This is a genomic window from Polaromonas sp. CG_9.7 (genome assembly GCF_015752205.1).
GTDB lineage: Bacteria > Pseudomonadota > Gammaproteobacteria > Burkholderiales > Burkholderiaceae_C > Polaromonas.
The window spans coordinates 268,102-282,511 of the sequence record NZ_JADOVG010000001.1 but is presented as its reverse complement, the minus strand read 5'-3'; the positions used below and the strand labels follow the sequence as shown (position 1 = coordinate 282,511).

Sequence of the window (14,410 nt, the reverse complement as noted above, 5' to 3'; positions counted from 1 at the left end):
TTGTAGAAAGGTGTATAGCCTGCAGAACAGGTTGTTTTTACAGTGCATCAAGGCAGCGAAGGCACGGCAGCCAAGACGCGAAGCCTGTACCAGTGCAACACCCCCCTCAGGCCAGTTTTGATGCAATGAATCATGGCCATAATCGCCAGCCAAGGGTCCATCAGGTAGTCCCAAAGATTGTTTGACTCCATCCATCCTGCGACCCAGGCGAGCAGTGCCAGGCCGACCAGCCCCGGCAGCAGCCGCAAGCCGGCCACCCAGCAGGCAAGCGACAGCATCAGCAAAATGCCCAGCATGCCAAATGAGCCCCATCCTGGCCGATAGGCATCCCAGTCACCCCATCCCAAGGCGGCTGGATACAGCACGGCCGCAGCCACGGCAAGGGCCCCATATACAGCCATCTTTTCAGACTCAGCCACGGCAGGCCAGTCAAACAGGCGCCGGCATAGGCTCAAACAGGCAAGTGCTACCAGCGTTGTACTCAGATCGGAACTGACACCCCTGACATAAGCTAGCAGCGGCAACTGTGCGGCGCCAAAAGGAAGCCACAACAACAAAAAACAGGCGATCAGGGCCCATTTGACCCACTGGGTCACACCGGTGCGGCTTGCCAGCAGGCGCAGGCCGGCTGCGCACAGCACCAGGTCAATGCCCAGCAGGGCCACCAGATCAGTGAGCGGCGGAATCAGCATGGTGGCTCATGTCAGGTTGAAGATTTTGCCGGGGATCGAGCCGGACATGCTTGATGCGGCTGCGGTGCCAGGTGTAAACCAGATGCAGATAGCCATCCCGGCTTTGCAGCAGGTAGGGGTAAGAAAACTCCTGCAGACAGGTGGTTGCAGCACACAGCTGGCGTTTGGCGCTGGCAATATCCGCCTGGGTTTGGTCCTGGCTGGCACCTTGCTTGCGGAGTTCATCGCCCAGCAGGCGTTCGTAGTCGCTGACCGACAAAGGCGTTTCAGGCGCAGGGGATGATTCCACGACCCACGGCACCGCCCCCTCGAACGAGCCTGCTGCATTGGCCTGCAGCAGCGCCAGCATTTCACGATTTTTCGGTTTCGGGTTCAGGGCAAGCCACTGCTGGCCTGAAGCAGTCACGACACCGGCGAGCGCTGAATCGGGGTTCGGCCAGGGGGTTGCATGGGTTGCCGACCAGGTTTTTCCTGCATCAACTGTTTCGGATGCCATCACGGCGGTGCTCTTGCCAGAGCGCATGTAAATTTGTGCCTCGCGGGCACTGCTCACCAGCACCACGGGCTGCAGGCTGGTCTGGCTGCCTGGAACACGCGTTTTGTCGAGCATGCGCCCCTGGGGACTGATGCGCAGTATTTCAGCGAACTTGGTCACGAACTCGTGGTACACCGGCAAGCCGATCTGCCCATTCTGGTAAAAAATCGGTGCGCCCTTGGCAAGCGTGCTGATGTTGAGGAAAGGCGAAGTCACCAATCTTGCAGGAAGGCTCCAGGACAGGCCGTCGTCAGTGGAGCGAAGCCAGGTGATGGAACTGCCCGCCCAGCCACCCAGCGAGACATTGACCATCCACAGCATGAGCGAGTCGTCAGGCATTCGGGCAATCACCGGATTGCCAATTTTTTTGACATACCGCCACAAGCCCTGCTGCAGGTGCTGGCGGTCCAGGAGCGTTGTCTCCTCACCCCACTGCTGATATGCCGCGTCCATCACGGCGGTCTTGATGACCACATCCCTCGCCCCTTCCCTCGAACCTGAAAACCAGACAGCGCGCAAACGGCCGTCACGCAGTTCGACCAGCGACGCGGCATGCACAGCCCGCCCCGGTGAAGAAGATACAAAGCGAGCATTAAACCCGAAACGGCCATCTGGCGAAGCTTGACGGACAGGCGCGACCACTGCGGGAGCGGCAGTCTGCACCGACGGCAAAACCTTTGTTGCAGACAGTTCCTGCCGGGGCATTAGCAGAAAATCATCTGCGGGCACGCGGTAGGCAATTTTCCAGCCGGCAAGAAGAAAAATAACTGTCAACGCCAGCGCCGCCAGCAAATTCATGCGGAGAGCAAAATGTGATCGGCTAAAGTTCAAACAGCCCCCTGCCAGAAAGGCAAGCGCCCTTGGACGCAGCGCAGCAAAAAACCATTTCAGTACTTGAGAAGCACGGCACCCCAAGTGAAACCGCCGCCGACGCCTTCCAGCATGACGACGTCCCCCTTTTTGACCTTGCCGCTGCGGACCGCCTCGTCCAATGCCAGTGGGATAGAAGCTGCCGAGGTGTTACCGTGCTGGTCCACCGTGACGATCAGTTTTTCCAACGGGAGTTTCAGTTTTTTGGCCGTGCTGTGCATGATGCGCAGGTTGGCCTGGTGGGGAATCAGCCAGTCAATATCGGCTTCGGTGAGTTCCGCCTTGGCAAGGGTGGCGCGGGCAGCACTTTCAAGCACCCCGACAGCCAGCTTGAAAACCGCCTTGCCGTCCATGGTGAGGAGCGGGCTGCCGATCACCTGGCCACCCGAAACATGGCCGGGAACGCACAGGATGCCAACATACTTTCCATCGGCATGCAGATCGCTGGCCAGAATTCCCGGAGTTTGCGAGGCTTCCAGCACCACCGCTCCGGCACCGTCGCCAAAAAGCACGCAGGTCGTGCGGTCGGAAAAATCGAGGAGGCGCGAAAACACTTCGGCACCGACCACCAGGGCCTTGCTCGCCGCGCCGCTCTTGATCATGGCGTCGGCCACACTCAAGGCGTAAACAAAACCACTACAGACCGCCTGCATGTCAAAAGCCGGGCAACCGGCTATTCCCAGCTTGTGCTGCAGGATGCAGGCAACCGAAGGAAACACCATGTCCGGCGTCGAGGTCGCGACGATGATCAGGTCGATGTCGGCAGCTTGCAGTCCGGCGGCGTCGATGGCGCGCCTGGACGCCTCAAGCGCGAGGTCGCTGCAGGTCACATCAGGCGCGGCAAAGTGACGCGCACTGATACCGGTTCGTTCGACAATCCATTCGTCAGAGGTTTCGACGCCCCTGGCGGCCAGGTCGGCGACCAGTTGGGCATTGGTCAAACGATTCGGCGGCAGAAAGCTGCCGGTGCCGGTGATGCGTGAATAGCGGGTCATTGGATTAATGTGCCGGGGTTGAAACAGGGAATTCGACAGGCAGGCCGGAAGCTGCCTGTGCGTCGTCGGTGGACTCCGCCCCTCGGGCGGCTACCAGCAGGGGCGCTGCATGGGCAATGCGTTCGCGCACCCTTTCCAGCAAGTTGTTCCGGGCTGCATCATAAGCCCTGCCCAAGGCCTGCTCGAATGCAAAAGCGTCCGCCGAGCCATGGCTTTTGAAGACCAGGCCGCGCAGGCCGAGCAGGGCCGCACCGTTGTAGCGCCTGTGGTCAAAGCGCTTTTTAAAGGCAGACAACACCGGATAGGCCACCAGCGCGGCCATCTTGGTCAGCAAGTTGCGGGAAAATTCAGCCTTGATGTAGTCGCCGATCATGTGGGCCAGGCCTTCGCTGCTTTTCAACGCCACATTGCCGACAAAACCGTCACACACGACCAGATCGGTCGTACCCTTGAAAATGTCGTTACCTTCAACATTTCCATAAAAATTGATGTCTCCCGAATCGGAAGCGGCCCGCAGCAGACGGCCGGCCTTTTTGATCATGTCGCCGCCCTTGATGGCTTCCTCACCGATGTTGAGCAGGCCCACCGTTGGCGAGGGAATGTCGGAAATAGCCGCGACCAGCGCCGAACCCATCACCGCAAACTGCAGCAAATGCTCTTCGGTGCAGTCCACATTGGCGCCCAAATCAAGCATCGTGGTGGCCTTGCCGGCTGCATTGGGCAACTGGGACGCAATGGCGGGGCGGTCAATGCCTTCAAGTGTTTTAAGCACATATCGGGCAATTGCCATCAGCGCGCCAGTATTGCCGCCCGAGACGGCGACCTGCGCGCGCCCCTCCTTGACCTGGTTGATGGCCACGCGCATCGAGGAATTCTTCTTGCGGCGCAGGGCAACTTCAATCGAATCGTCCATCGTGACGACTTCGCTGGCGGCAACGATCTCGCATCGGCTCTGGGTCAGCAACTCGGCATGCAGGGGATGGGCGGCAAGCACCGCAGGCTGGCCCACCAACAACAGTTCGGCGTCCGGGTGTGCCCGCAAAAAGGCCAGACTGGCCGCAAGGGTGACATCGGGACCGATATCGCCTCCCATGGCGTCGACAGCAATCCTGATCATGCGCGGCCCGGCCTCCTGAAGAATGAAAATTTAGGCAAAAGAAAGGCCCGCAGGATGAGTGCGGGCCATTGCTTGGAACGTGAAATTACGCTTCAGCTTTTGTTTTCAGCACCTTGCGGCCACGGTAAAAACCGGTGGGGCTGATGTGGTGACGCAGGTGGATTTCACCAGTGGTGGGCTCCACGGCGATGCCTGGCACATTCAGTGCGTTGTGCGAGCGGTGCATACCGCGCTTGGAAGGGGACTTTTTGTTTTGCTGGACAGCCATGATTCGCTCCTGCTAGGGGTGATAGTGTTGGTAAATTTCGCACCAAATTTCGAAGTCTGGTGAACTGCATTGCCCTGTTCAAGCTACAGAATCCAGCATCACTACCTTGGTACGCGAAGCCTTGGATTATAGCCCGATACGGCAGGGCCTCCAGTTTTGGTGACTCTGACCGTCACAGGACTGCCCTGAAAGCCTTGCGCGGCATCCCCCGAAAAAATGCAAATGGCTACTGGTTTTTCTTTTTCAGCTGGGCCAGGACTGCAAAGGGATTGGGCTTTTCGCCTGAGAAAGCTTCTTCGCCGTTCTCGCTTAGCTTGTTTCCCCCGCCAGTTCCACCAGCCAGCGCATCCTCGCCGACCTGCATGACCGGTGTCACAGGACATTCCTCGTGCATCGGCACCAGCGGCAGCGCCATCAGGAGTTCATCCTCCAGCACCGCCAGCAGGTCGAAATGCGGCTCCATGACCAGCAGGTCCTCCTCGGACTCGTCATCCTCGGCCATGGCGATCTCTTCAGTGGCCACAAAGCGGTACCACTGGTTAACCTCCAGCGGCGTGGCCACTGTGCCCATGCAGCGCTGGCAAGTCAGCGGAACCGATGTGTTGGCCCCCAGATGCAGCCAGACATCTTCTTCTGCGGCCGAACCGGGGCGCAACTCGGCGCGGGCTTCCCACTTGAGCATCAAATCAGGCGCCAGCGCTTGTGCCTCCTGCGCAAGGCGCTCCATATTTTGTAGCGGAATGGTTTCGATGAGCGGAACGCCTTCGCGGGCAAAGGCTTGCATGTTCAGCCGGGTGGCGTGATGAGATTTGGACATGCGTGCAGTGTAAGAGAATCAGTGCATGAATCCTGCGACCCTTCCTTCACCTGCCACCCCCGAAAAACCCGGTCTGCCCGCAACCCGCCCTGCGGCAGGTCGGCCACTGGTGCTGGGCTCCACTTCGCCTTACCGGCGCGAGTTGCTCCAGCGCCTGCAAATCCCCTTCGAGGTGGCCGCGCCAGAGGTGGACGAAGCACCGCTGCCGCAAGAAGCGCCCGATGTTCTGGCCGCACGCCTGGCGCTCGCCAAGGCGTATGCCGTGGCCAAAAACTTTCCTCAAGCGGTCGTGATCGGTTCCGATCAGGTGGCGGACCTGAACGGGCTCGCGCTGGGCAAGCCGGGCAACCATGAACGGGCGGTCGTTCAGTTGCGCCAGATGCGCGGCCAGACCGTTATTTTTCAAACAGCGGTCGCGGTGGTGTGTCTGGAAAGCGGTTTCGAGCAAACCGCGCTGGCAGCCGTCCGGGTGAAGTTTCGCGATTTGAACGATGAAGAAATTGAAAATTACCTGCGTGCCGAGCAGCCCTACGATTGTGCCGGCAGTGCCAAAAGCGAGGGACTGGGCATTGCGCTGCTTGAATCGATTGACAGCGACGACCCGACCGCACTGATCGGCCTGCCGCTGATTCGCACCTGCAAGATGATCCAGGCTGGCGGCATCGTGCTGCTGGCAAACCGAAAGGCCGCCCCATGAGCATCGCCAAAGGCAAACTCTACCTGGTGCCGGCACCGCTGGATTTCGGCTGCGACGAGCAGGCACCGCTGCACGACGTGATGCCCCCGGGCACGCTGGAAATTGCCGCCCGGCTGTGCTGCTGGATTTGCGAGAATGCCAAAAGCACGCGGGCCTACCTCAAGCGCATCAACGAATTGCACCCTTTGTCCTCGCCGGTCCAAGCGCTGCACATACAAGAGCTGCCGCGCGAAGTCCACAAGAAAGGCGACCATACCGGCCACTTTGATGCCCGCCCACTGCTGCTTGCCGCCATGGAGGGCCGCGATGTGGGCCTAGTCAGCGAAGCCGGCATGCCGGCGATTGCCGACCCGGGCTCCTCTGTGGTGCGTGCTGCGCACGATCTGGGTATTCTGGTGGTGCCGCTGACGGGCCCGATGTCTCTGGTACTGGCGCTGGCGTCAAGTGGGCTGAACGGACAGAACTTTGCGTTCGTTGGTTACCTTCCGCAAGACCCTTCCGGCCGCGCCCAGCGCATCCGCGAACTCGAATCGCTGGCCCTGAAAACGGGCCAGACGCAGATTTTCATTGAAACGCCTTACCGCAATGCCGCCTTGCTGCAGAGCCTGCTGCAAACCCTGCAGGGCAACACCCGGCTCGCCCTGAGTTGCGGCATCACGCTGGCCAGCGGTGCATCGCGAAGTGCGCTGGCCAGCCACTGGAAACGCGACAAGCCATTGCTGCCGCTCGATTTACCGACTGTTTTCTGCATTGGCCGTTGATCCATCTGCGCATTGAAAAGACGCAAAAAAACCCGCGACTTGCACGGGCTTTTTTGCTCGGCCTGTTTAACGGAGCGCAGGAATGGCTTGGAAGGCCTTCATTGCACCCTCGCCCATGGCAGCACCAAACTTCTTGGCCAGGCGCTCGGCCACGTTGTCGCGGCGTGTGTAATCAATGATTTCCTCCACCTTGACGACCTCGCGGGCGACATAGTCGAGATTGCCAAGTTGATCTGCCAGGCCGAGTTCCACCGCCTGCTGGCCGCTCCAGAAAAGCCCGGAGAACATCTCGGGCGTTTCCTTCAGACGGCTGCCGCGCCCTTTCTTGACCACCGCAATGAACTGCTGGTGAATCTGGTCCAGCATGCTCTGGGCGAAGGCTCGCTGCTTGTCGCTTTGCGCGCTGAAAGGGTCGAGAAACCCCTTGTTCTCACCGGCTGTCAACAAACGGCGCTCCACCCCAAGCTTGTCCATCAGGCCGGTAAAGCCAAAGCCGTCCATCAGCACGCCGATGCTGCCGACGATGCTGGCCTTGTCGACAAAAATCTGGTCGGCGGACACGGCAATGTAATAAGCAGCCGATGCACAGCTTTCCTCCACTACGGCATAGACCGGCTTCTTGTGCTTGGCCTTCAGGCGCAAGATTTCGTCATTCATCATGCCGGCCTGCACCGGGCTGCCGCCGGGAGAATTGATCAAGAGCACGATCGCCTTGGAACCTTCGTCCTCAAATGCCGTGCGCAAGGCAGCGTTGACAAACTCGGCGCTGGCGTCGGCACCCTGGGCAATTTCACCCTTGATCTCGATCACGGCGGTGTGTGGCACGCTGGCGTCGATGGCCGGGGTGCCGCGCTGCAGCGCCATCCAGAGCAATACGACAAAAAACAGCAGCCAGGACAGACGCACAAAAGTTTTCCATCGGCGCGTGGACTTTTGCTCATTGAGCGTGGCAAAGACCAGCTTTTCCAGCGTTCCGCGTTCCCAGCCGGGAACGCTGGACGCATCCGCTGGAGAGGACTTTCCTTTCGATGCGGCGTTCTCTTTCGCCTGCAGGGCAGTGGGTTGCAACGGGTCGGGCGAGAATCCCGGCTCCCGGGACGCATCATAGGAGGGGTCGGAATTACCGGGTCGGTTGGAATCGTTCATGGGGCTAGTTTAGAGAAGTATTTAAAACGGCAAGGGCTTGAGGTTGTAGGCAGCGTGCCAATAAACCACACCGGCCTGCTCGGAAAGCATGACCTTGACCAGTCCTCCACGGCACGGACCGCCAGCACACTGCCCGGTATCAGGCCGATAGGCCGCACCGTGGCTGGCGCACAGCAGCCATTGGCCGCTGTCGTCGAACACCCGGTTGGGCAGCCAGTCCAGTTCCATTGCCACGTGGGTGCAGCGGTTCAGGTAGGCCTGCGGCAGGCCCTGAAAACGGATGGCGAACGCGCGGCAGGTCTGACCGGCGTAGACGACGTCAAAGCCCACGGCCAGCCCGCCCTCTGCCAACTCGCGGCTGTTGCAAAGCGGCAGCGCCTCGTCCATGGCGTCAAGCTGCCATCAGCCGTTAGCCAGCAGCCATTGGTGCAGGCCCTGCACCGAATGCGCCACATGCAGCGGGTTCAGAACGGTAAACGTAGACGGCTCATGCGCGCCATAACTCACGCCGACGCTGGCGCAGCCGGCGTTCAGCGCCATCTGCAGGTCGTGCGTGGTGTCGCCGATCATCAATATCCTGCTGGCTGGCAGGTCAAACTGCGCCATCAGTTCATGCAGCATCAGTGGATCGGGCTTGCCGGCGGTTTCGTCGGCGGTGCGCGAGCCGTCAAAAACGCCTTTGAGCTCAACGCTTTGCAGGGTTTCGTCAAGCCCGCGCCGTGACTTACCGGTCGCCACCGCCAGCAAATGACCACGGGCCTTGAGCGCGTCCAGCAATGGCAAGACGTCTTCAAACAGGCTCAGGTCATTGAAATGGCTGGCGTAATGGTGACGGTAGCGCGCGCCGAGCTCCGGGTATTTGTCGGGCGAAACGTCGGGTGCGGCATGGGCCAACGCCTCCATCAGGCCCAGGCCGATGACATAGGCGGCGGCTTCCGGGGTCGGCTGCCTGCCGCCCACATCGCAAACGGCTGCCTGGATGCAGCGCACGATGATCTGGGTGGAGTCGTAAAGCGTTCCGTCCCAGTCGAAAGCAATCAGGTCAAAATTTCGAGTATGCATGCGCCGGATTGTCGCTGGACGGCATGACCGATGCGTGAGATAACGCGGAATTTTTCACGAATCGCCGGGTTCCGCAGAAGCCTCGGCGGTTCGGTAGGGCAGAAACTGCTGCAATTCTGCCGGCAAGGCCGCCTGCAACTGCACCGCCTTGCGTGTCTTGGGGTGGTTGAACTTCAGGCTCCAGGCATGCAGAAACATGCGTTTCAGCGAAGGCGAGCCAAAACTGTTTTTTTGCAACGTTTTGTTCAAATCAAAATCGCCGTACTTGTCGTCGCCGGCAATCGGATGGCCCTCGCCGGCCAGATGCACGCGGATCTGGTGCGTGCGTCCGGTCTTGATGGTGACTTCAAGCAGGCTGAACGGCGTGTCCGGCACCAGCGGATTGGCAGCAATCTGGCTTTTCACCTTCACCAGCGTGACGGATCGCATGGCATCCGGATGGTCGTTGGCAACGATCTTGACGCGCCGCTCGCCGTTGGGCAACAGGTATTTGTGCAGCGACTTGTCGATCACGCGCAGCTTGGCGGGCCAGTTGCCACTGACCAGCGCCAGGTAAACCTTGTCGGTTTCGCGCTCGCGAAACTGCTCTTGCAGCAGTTTTAAAGCCATGCGGCGCTTGGCGATCAGCAAAATGCCGCTGGTTTCGCGGTCCAGCCGGTGCACCAGTTCCAGAAAATCGGCCTCGGGCCGGGCCATGCGCAGCTGCTCGATGATGCCGAAGCTCACGCCGCTGCCGCCATGCACGGCCACGCCGGCCGGCTTGTCGATGGCCAGCAAGAAGTCGTCCTCGAACAGGATCGGAAACTCGGCAGCGGGCGCGTAGCCGCCGACGGTCGAGCTGGCGCCGTGGCGCGCCACCTCTAGCATCACGCTTTGCATGACCTGGGCTTTTTGCTCGGCCCGCTCCGAAGTGCGCACCGGCGGCAGGCGCACGATGTCGCCGGTCTCAACGCGGGTGTCGGCATGCGCCCTGCCCTTGTTGACGCGCACTTCACCACTGCGGATGATGCGGTAAACATGGGTCTTGGGCACGCCCTTGAGCTGGCGGATCAGGAAATTGTCGAGCCGCTGGCCGGCGTAGTCCTCGTCCACCGTGACCAGCGTGGCTTGCGGCACGGTGGCTTGCGCCACAAGGGTTGGAGTCGATGGCATGGCCTGGAGAATTGGCGGAGCCACTGCAGGAACGGGGCGAAATGGCGCTTTTGTCGGACGTTTTGCCTTGCCAGAAGCTGCCCCTATAATGTGTTTCACTAGCGATACGCTGTAAGTAGTTGATTTGTCTGGAGTTTAGTCCACACCAATCCAAAGCCCCTGAAAAGGTCTGCAAACAGCCTCGCTGGAAGGTCGATGCCACTGGTGGCAATGGCCCACTAGCGACGCGTGCCAGGCACCTCGCGACACGGGAATTGCCATGCAGACGAGTCGATGCTTTGCGAATAAAACCACGGAATATCAAGGGATGCAGCTTCAGGTCAAGAGCTTGGGGCTGCGTCCGGATCCAGCTGAGATCAAGTCTTTTAACGGGTCACCCTCTGATGACAACACGGGTCAGTCTGATGTTTAGTTGCCTGCCGCGCCACCTGGCCCTGCTTCATGGCATAAATCAGCCTGTAGCCCTTGCACAGCGGGCGCAAAAAGCTATTAATTTTATAGCAAATCCTGTCAAATACCTGCTCACTCCATCCACGCGCCTACGCCCAGACTGACACGGGCCGACCGACAACCGGTCGGCCCGTTTGCTGTCAAAAGCTCTCCGGCAATTCCCCACGTTTGCATTGCGTTGCTCCCGGCGTCGTTCAGCCATTTTTGGGCTTTAGAACGAAGAAAAGTTAGGAACACTCATGAAACGCATGCTGGTCAATGCCACCCAGTCCGAAGAACGCCGCCTGGCGATTGTTGACGGACAAAAACTCCTCGACTACGAGATCGAAATCGAAGGGCGCGAACAGCGCAAGGGCAACATCTACAAGGCCGTGGTCACCCGCGTCGAGCCATCGCTCGAGGCCTGCTTCGTCGATTACGGCGAAGACCGCCACGGCTTTTTGCCATTCAAGGAAATCTCCAAGCAGTATTTTGCGCAAGGCGTGTCGGTCAGCCAGGCGCGCATCAGCGACGTGATCCGCGAAGGCCAGGAACTGCTGGTCCAGGTAGAAAAAGAAGAGCGTGGCAACAAGGGCGCGGCGCTCACCACCTTTGTCTCGCTGGCTGGCCGCTATGTGGTCTTGATGCCGAACAACCCGCGCGGCGGCGGCGTGTCGCGCCGCATTGAAGGCGAAGACCGGGCCGAGCTCAAAGAAAACATGGACAAGCTGGAATACCCGGCCGGCGCCAGCATCATTGCGCGCACCGCCGGCATCGGCCGCAGCGCGCCCGAACTGCAATGGGACTTGAACTACCTGCTCAAGCTCTGGACCGCCATCGACGGTGCCGGCAAGGGCGGCAAAGGCGCCTTCCTGATCTACCAGGAATCGAGCCTGGTGATTCGCGCCATCCGCGACTATTTCAACAGCGATATTGGCGACATCTTGTTCGACACCGACGATGTGTACGAACAAGCCCGTCAGTTCATGGCGCATGTGATGCCCGAGCATGAGCACCGCGTCAAGCGCTACCGCGACGACGCACCGCTGTTCTCGCGCTTCCAGATCGAGCACCAGATCGAATCGGCCTATGCCCGCACCGTGCAACTGCCCTCGGGCGGCGCCATCGTCATCGACCACACCGAAGCGCTCGTATCTGTTGACGTCAACTCGGCCCGTGCCATCAAGGGCGGCGACATTGAGGAAACCGCAACGCGCACCAACCTGGAAGCCGCCGACGAGGTGGCGCGCCAGATGCGCCTGCGCGACCTGGGCGGCCTGATCGTCATCGACTTCATCGACATGGAAGAGTCGCGCAACCGCCGCGATGTCGAAAACCGCCTGCGCGATGCGCTGCGCCAGGACCGTGCCCGCGTGCAATTCGGCACGATCAGCAAGTTTGGCCTGATGGAAATGAGCCGTCAGCGCCTGCGCCCGGCGCTGAGCGAAGGCGCATCGATTCCCTGCCCGCGTTGCGGCGGCTCCGGCCATATCCGTGACACGGAAAGCTCGGCGCTGCAGATTTTGCGCATCATCCAGGAAGAGTCGCTGAAAGACAGCACGGCTTCGGTGCTGTGCCAGGTACCGGTCGATGTAGCGTCTTTTCTGCTGAACGAAAAACGCTCGGAGATCAGCAAGATCGAGATGAAGCAGCGCATCAACGTGCTGCTGGTGCCGAACAAGACGCTGGAAACGCCCAACTACAAGCTGGAGCGCCTGAAGCACGACGACCCGCGCCTGGACAACATCGAGGCCAGCTACAAGATGGCCGACGAAGCCGACGACGCCACACCCGTGACGCGCCGCAGCCAGGAAAAGCACAACAAGCAGGAACCGATCATCAAGGGCGTGCTGCCCGATGCACCAGCCCCGATGGCTCCCCCCAGGCCGGTGGCAGTCGCCCCCGTGGCTGCCAAGGCGCCGCCTGCGATGCCGGTTCATGTGCCGGCAGCTGCGATTGCCGAAAAGGGCTTGTTCGGCTGGATCAAGAACCTGTTCGGCATGGCCGAAACACCCGAGCCAGCACCCGCGCCGGTTCTCCGGGAAGTGAAAAGGGATGCGCCGCAAGAAAGTGCATCGCGCGAAGGCCGGTCTGGCGAAGCACGCGGCGAACAGCGCTCCGAGCGCGGTGGTCGCGCGGAACGTGGCGGTCGCCCTGAAGGCAGCCGGAATGACGGTGGCCGTGGTGACGGCGGCCGGAACGATGGCCGGCGCAGTGGTGGCCGCGGACGTCCTGACGGCGCTGCGCCTGAAGGTCGCGGCGAAGCACGTCCGGACAGCCGTGGCAGCGAGCAGCGCCGTGAACGCAACCCGGAAGGCCGCACCGAGGGTGGCCATCCCGAGCGCCAGGAACGACAAGACCGCCAAGAACGTCCAGCCGGTGAATTCCGTGCAGAAAACCGAAGCGAAGGCCGTGGCGACAGCGAATCCCAGCCGCGCAATGAAGCGCAGGGCCAGGCCCGCGAAAGTCGTGGCGGTGAGCGCGGCCGCACCCGTGAAGGCCGTGCCGAGCGACCAGAACGCAATGAGCGGCCCGAACGCGGCGAGCGCATTCCGCGCGATGCCGTGGAGCAGGACCTGGCACTGGCCAACCAGGCGGCCATGGCTGCAGCCATGGGTGGCGACGTCGCGGCACCTCGCCAGGAACGGTCGGCCGAGGAAAACGGACGTGACGGCGAGCGCCGCCCTGTCAACGGGCGCGATGAAGCGCGCACTGAAGGCAACAGCGAGCAGCCACCGGTCGAAGGTCGCCGTGAACGCAATCCACGGAGCGGTGAACGGGGAGGCGAACGCTCCGGCCGTCGCAATGAGCAGCGGGACGAGCGCAACGACGGCTCTGCCGCACCAGCTGCAATCGCGCAAGCGGACAGTTTCGATGCGGCACATCCGGCGGTCGCGTCCGGCCAGCCCGGTGTGAGCGAAGCAGGCAGTGCACCGGCACCGCTGTCATCATCGACCGACGTTCAGGCGCGTCCCGAAGGCCAGGAAGAAAGCCAGGAGCGACAGCCACGCGAACGCAAGAGCCGTGACCGCTATGGCCGCGAACGTCGTGAGCGGAGTGACCGGGGCGATCCAGCCGTGCAAGGTGGGGAAACAGTAGCCAAGGCCAGCGCATTTGAGCCAAATCCGCCTTATACACAGGATGGACTAGCGTCTGCAGCGCCTGAATTGGCAGCACCGCAAGCCCTTCCAGTGGCTGCGCTCGAAGAAGCGCCTGTTGCCAATGTGTCGCCAGCGTCAGCGGCCACCGCGCTACCTGTCTCGGCCCCGGTACATGCACCGGCACGGGCAGCGGCAGCGGAGCGCATGCCCGCAGCGTCAGCGTCAGCGCCAGTTGCAGCACCTCAAGCCAAAGCCGGCAGCCTGCCGAAGGTTCAGTCTTATGACCTGCCTTTGCAGGACCTGGCCCAAGTGGCCGAGGGTTCGGGACTGCAGTGGGTCAACTCCGATGCCACCAAGATTGCCGAGGCGCAGGCCGCCATCGCCGCCGAAGTCAAGCCTATCGTGGTGAAGCGTGAGCGCCCTGCCCCGGTGGTGCAGGAGCAAGCGCCTTTGGTGCTGGTCGAGACCAAGCGCGACTTGGGCAGCATGCCCCTGCCGTTCGAGAAATCGGCCGACTGACCTGACCTGGCCGGCCGTCTGGATTCCTGAAACGGGACACCAGGCAAAGCCGAACCGTCAAGGCCGCATCCCATGGGATGCGGCTTTTTTTTTGGCTGTTGAAGCGGCCGGCTTCAGGTGCATGGGGCGTTCATCCGCTCTTGTGGATTTTCGAAGATCTCACGTTCAAAGCGCACTCTGATTGCCGGCTGTGCAGCAAAATCCAGCCAGCGCCAAACGCGATGTGCAGATAAGCGGAATCGGCTTGCT

At 61.1% G+C, this 14,410-nt stretch carries 13 protein-coding genes; 3 read left to right on the top strand and 10 right to left on the bottom strand.

Features of this window, described 5'->3' with window-relative positions:
• Positions 1–47: 47 nt before the first annotated feature.
• The 6 genes from IWX87_RS01305 to IWX87_RS01280 all read right to left on the bottom strand — a co-directional run bounded on the left by IWX87_RS01305 (position 48) and on the right by IWX87_RS01280 (position 5,294).
• Positions 48–692 carry a hypothetical protein gene (locus IWX87_RS01305; RefSeq protein ID WP_196861689.1) on the bottom strand — a complete coding sequence of 215 codons (645 nt, stop codon included), beginning with the start codon at positions 690–692 and terminating at the stop codon, positions 48–50.
• Positions 670–2,025, bottom strand: coding sequence for an exo-alpha-sialidase (locus IWX87_RS01300; protein ID WP_231374298.1), 1,356 nt, complete (start codon positions 2,023–2,025; stop codon positions 670–672). The genes IWX87_RS01305 and IWX87_RS01300 overlap by 23 nt, the downstream gene beginning before the upstream one ends.
• Positions 2,026–2,114: 89 nt before the next feature.
• On the bottom strand, positions 2,115–3,092 hold the full coding sequence (locus tag IWX87_RS01295) for a beta-ketoacyl-ACP synthase III (RefSeq protein ID WP_196861688.1): 978 nt from the start codon (positions 3,090–3,092) through the stop codon (positions 2,115–2,117).
• Positions 3,093–3,096: 4 nt separating this feature from the next.
• Positions 3,097–4,209, bottom strand: a complete 1,113-nt coding sequence (plsX, locus tag IWX87_RS01290) for a phosphate acyltransferase PlsX (protein ID WP_196861687.1) — start codon at positions 4,207–4,209, stop codon at positions 3,097–3,099.
• 85 nt (positions 4,210–4,294) lie between these two features.
• The gene (gene rpmF / locus IWX87_RS01285; RefSeq protein ID WP_029525548.1) at positions 4,295–4,477 is read right to left on the bottom strand and encodes a 50S ribosomal protein L32; all 183 of its coding nucleotides are present in this window, start codon (positions 4,475–4,477) and stop codon (positions 4,295–4,297) included.
• Positions 4,478–4,703: 226 nt separating this feature from the next.
• Positions 4,704–5,294, bottom strand: coding sequence for a DUF177 domain-containing protein (locus IWX87_RS01280; RefSeq protein WP_196861686.1), 591 nt, complete (start codon positions 5,292–5,294; stop codon positions 4,704–4,706).
• A 25-nt stretch (positions 5,295–5,319) separates the two neighbouring features.
• On the opposite strand from IWX87_RS01280, the gene IWX87_RS01275 reads away from it, so the two are divergent.
• On the top strand, positions 5,320–5,991 hold the full coding sequence (locus IWX87_RS01275; protein ID WP_196861685.1) for a Maf family nucleotide pyrophosphatase: 672 nt from the start codon (positions 5,320–5,322) through the stop codon (positions 5,989–5,991).
• Positions 5,988–6,752: an SAM-dependent methyltransferase gene (locus IWX87_RS01270; protein WP_196861684.1), complete on the top strand. Its 765-nt coding sequence runs from the start codon at positions 5,988–5,990 to the stop codon at positions 6,750–6,752. The genes IWX87_RS01275 and IWX87_RS01270 overlap by 4 nt, the downstream gene beginning before the upstream one ends.
• Before the next feature lie 66 nt (positions 6,753–6,818).
• On the opposite strand, the gene IWX87_RS01265 is transcribed toward IWX87_RS01270, so the two are convergent.
• Genes IWX87_RS01265 through IWX87_RS01250 form a run of 4 tightly spaced genes read right to left on the bottom strand, consistent with a single transcriptional unit; the run spans position 6,819 to position 10,211 of the window.
• Positions 6,819–7,898 (bottom strand): S49 family peptidase, encoded by a 1,080-nt coding sequence (locus IWX87_RS01265; RefSeq protein WP_196861683.1) that lies wholly within the window; start codon positions 7,896–7,898, stop codon positions 6,819–6,821.
• 21 nt (positions 7,899–7,919) lie between these two features.
• Positions 7,920–8,285 (bottom strand): Rieske 2Fe-2S domain-containing protein, encoded by a 366-nt coding sequence (locus tag IWX87_RS01260; RefSeq protein ID WP_196861682.1) that lies wholly within the window; start codon positions 8,283–8,285, stop codon positions 7,920–7,922.
• A gap of 15 nt (positions 8,286–8,300) precedes the next feature.
• Positions 8,301–8,960: an HAD family hydrolase gene (locus IWX87_RS01255; RefSeq protein ID WP_196861681.1), complete on the bottom strand. Its 660-nt coding sequence runs from the start codon at positions 8,958–8,960 to the stop codon at positions 8,301–8,303.
• Positions 8,961–9,014: 54 nt separating this feature from the next.
• Positions 9,015–10,211, bottom strand: a complete 1,197-nt coding sequence (locus tag IWX87_RS01250; RefSeq protein WP_370583716.1) for an RluA family pseudouridine synthase — start codon at positions 10,209–10,211, stop codon at positions 9,015–9,017.
• Positions 10,212–10,801: 590 nt separating this feature from the next.
• Here IWX87_RS01250 and IWX87_RS01245 point away from each other — a divergent pair.
• Positions 10,802–14,161 carry an Rne/Rng family ribonuclease gene (locus IWX87_RS01245; RefSeq protein WP_196861679.1) on the top strand — a complete coding sequence of 1,120 codons (3,360 nt, stop codon included), beginning with the start codon at positions 10,802–10,804 and terminating at the stop codon, positions 14,159–14,161.
• Positions 14,162–14,410 lie beyond the last annotated feature (249 nt).

Coding starts and splice junctions, on each gene's coding strand:
- IWX87_RS01305 (WP_196861689.1), bottom strand. CDS start 692: ATGCTGATTCCGCCGCTCACTGATCTGGTGGCCCTGCTGGGCATTGAC.
- IWX87_RS01300 (WP_231374298.1), bottom strand. CDS start 2,025: ATGAATTTGCTGGCGGCGCTGGCGTTGACAGTTATTTTTCTTCTTGCC.
- IWX87_RS01295 (WP_196861688.1), bottom strand. CDS start 3,092: ATGACCCGCTATTCACGCATCACCGGCACCGGCAGCTTTCTGCCGCCG.
- plsX (WP_196861687.1), bottom strand. CDS start 4,209: ATGATCAGGATTGCTGTCGACGCCATGGGAGGCGATATCGGTCCCGAT.
- rpmF (WP_029525548.1), bottom strand. CDS start 4,477: ATGGCTGTCCAGCAAAACAAAAAGTCCCCTTCCAAGCGCGGTATGCAC.
- IWX87_RS01280 (WP_196861686.1), bottom strand. CDS start 5,294: ATGTCCAAATCTCATCACGCCACCCGGCTGAACATGCAAGCCTTTGCC.
- IWX87_RS01275 (WP_196861685.1), top strand. CDS start 5,320: ATGAATCCTGCGACCCTTCCTTCACCTGCCACCCCCGAAAAACCCGGT.
- IWX87_RS01270 (WP_196861684.1), top strand. CDS start 5,988: ATGAGCATCGCCAAAGGCAAACTCTACCTGGTGCCGGCACCGCTGGAT.
- IWX87_RS01265 (WP_196861683.1), bottom strand. CDS start 7,898: ATGAACGATTCCAACCGACCCGGTAATTCCGACCCCTCCTATGATGCG.
- IWX87_RS01260 (WP_196861682.1), bottom strand. CDS start 8,285: ATGGACGAGGCGCTGCCGCTTTGCAACAGCCGCGAGTTGGCAGAGGGC.
- IWX87_RS01255 (WP_196861681.1), bottom strand. CDS start 8,960: ATGCATACTCGAAATTTTGACCTGATTGCTTTCGACTGGGACGGAACG.
- IWX87_RS01245 (WP_196861679.1), top strand. CDS start 10,802: ATGAAACGCATGCTGGTCAATGCCACCCAGTCCGAAGAACGCCGCCTG.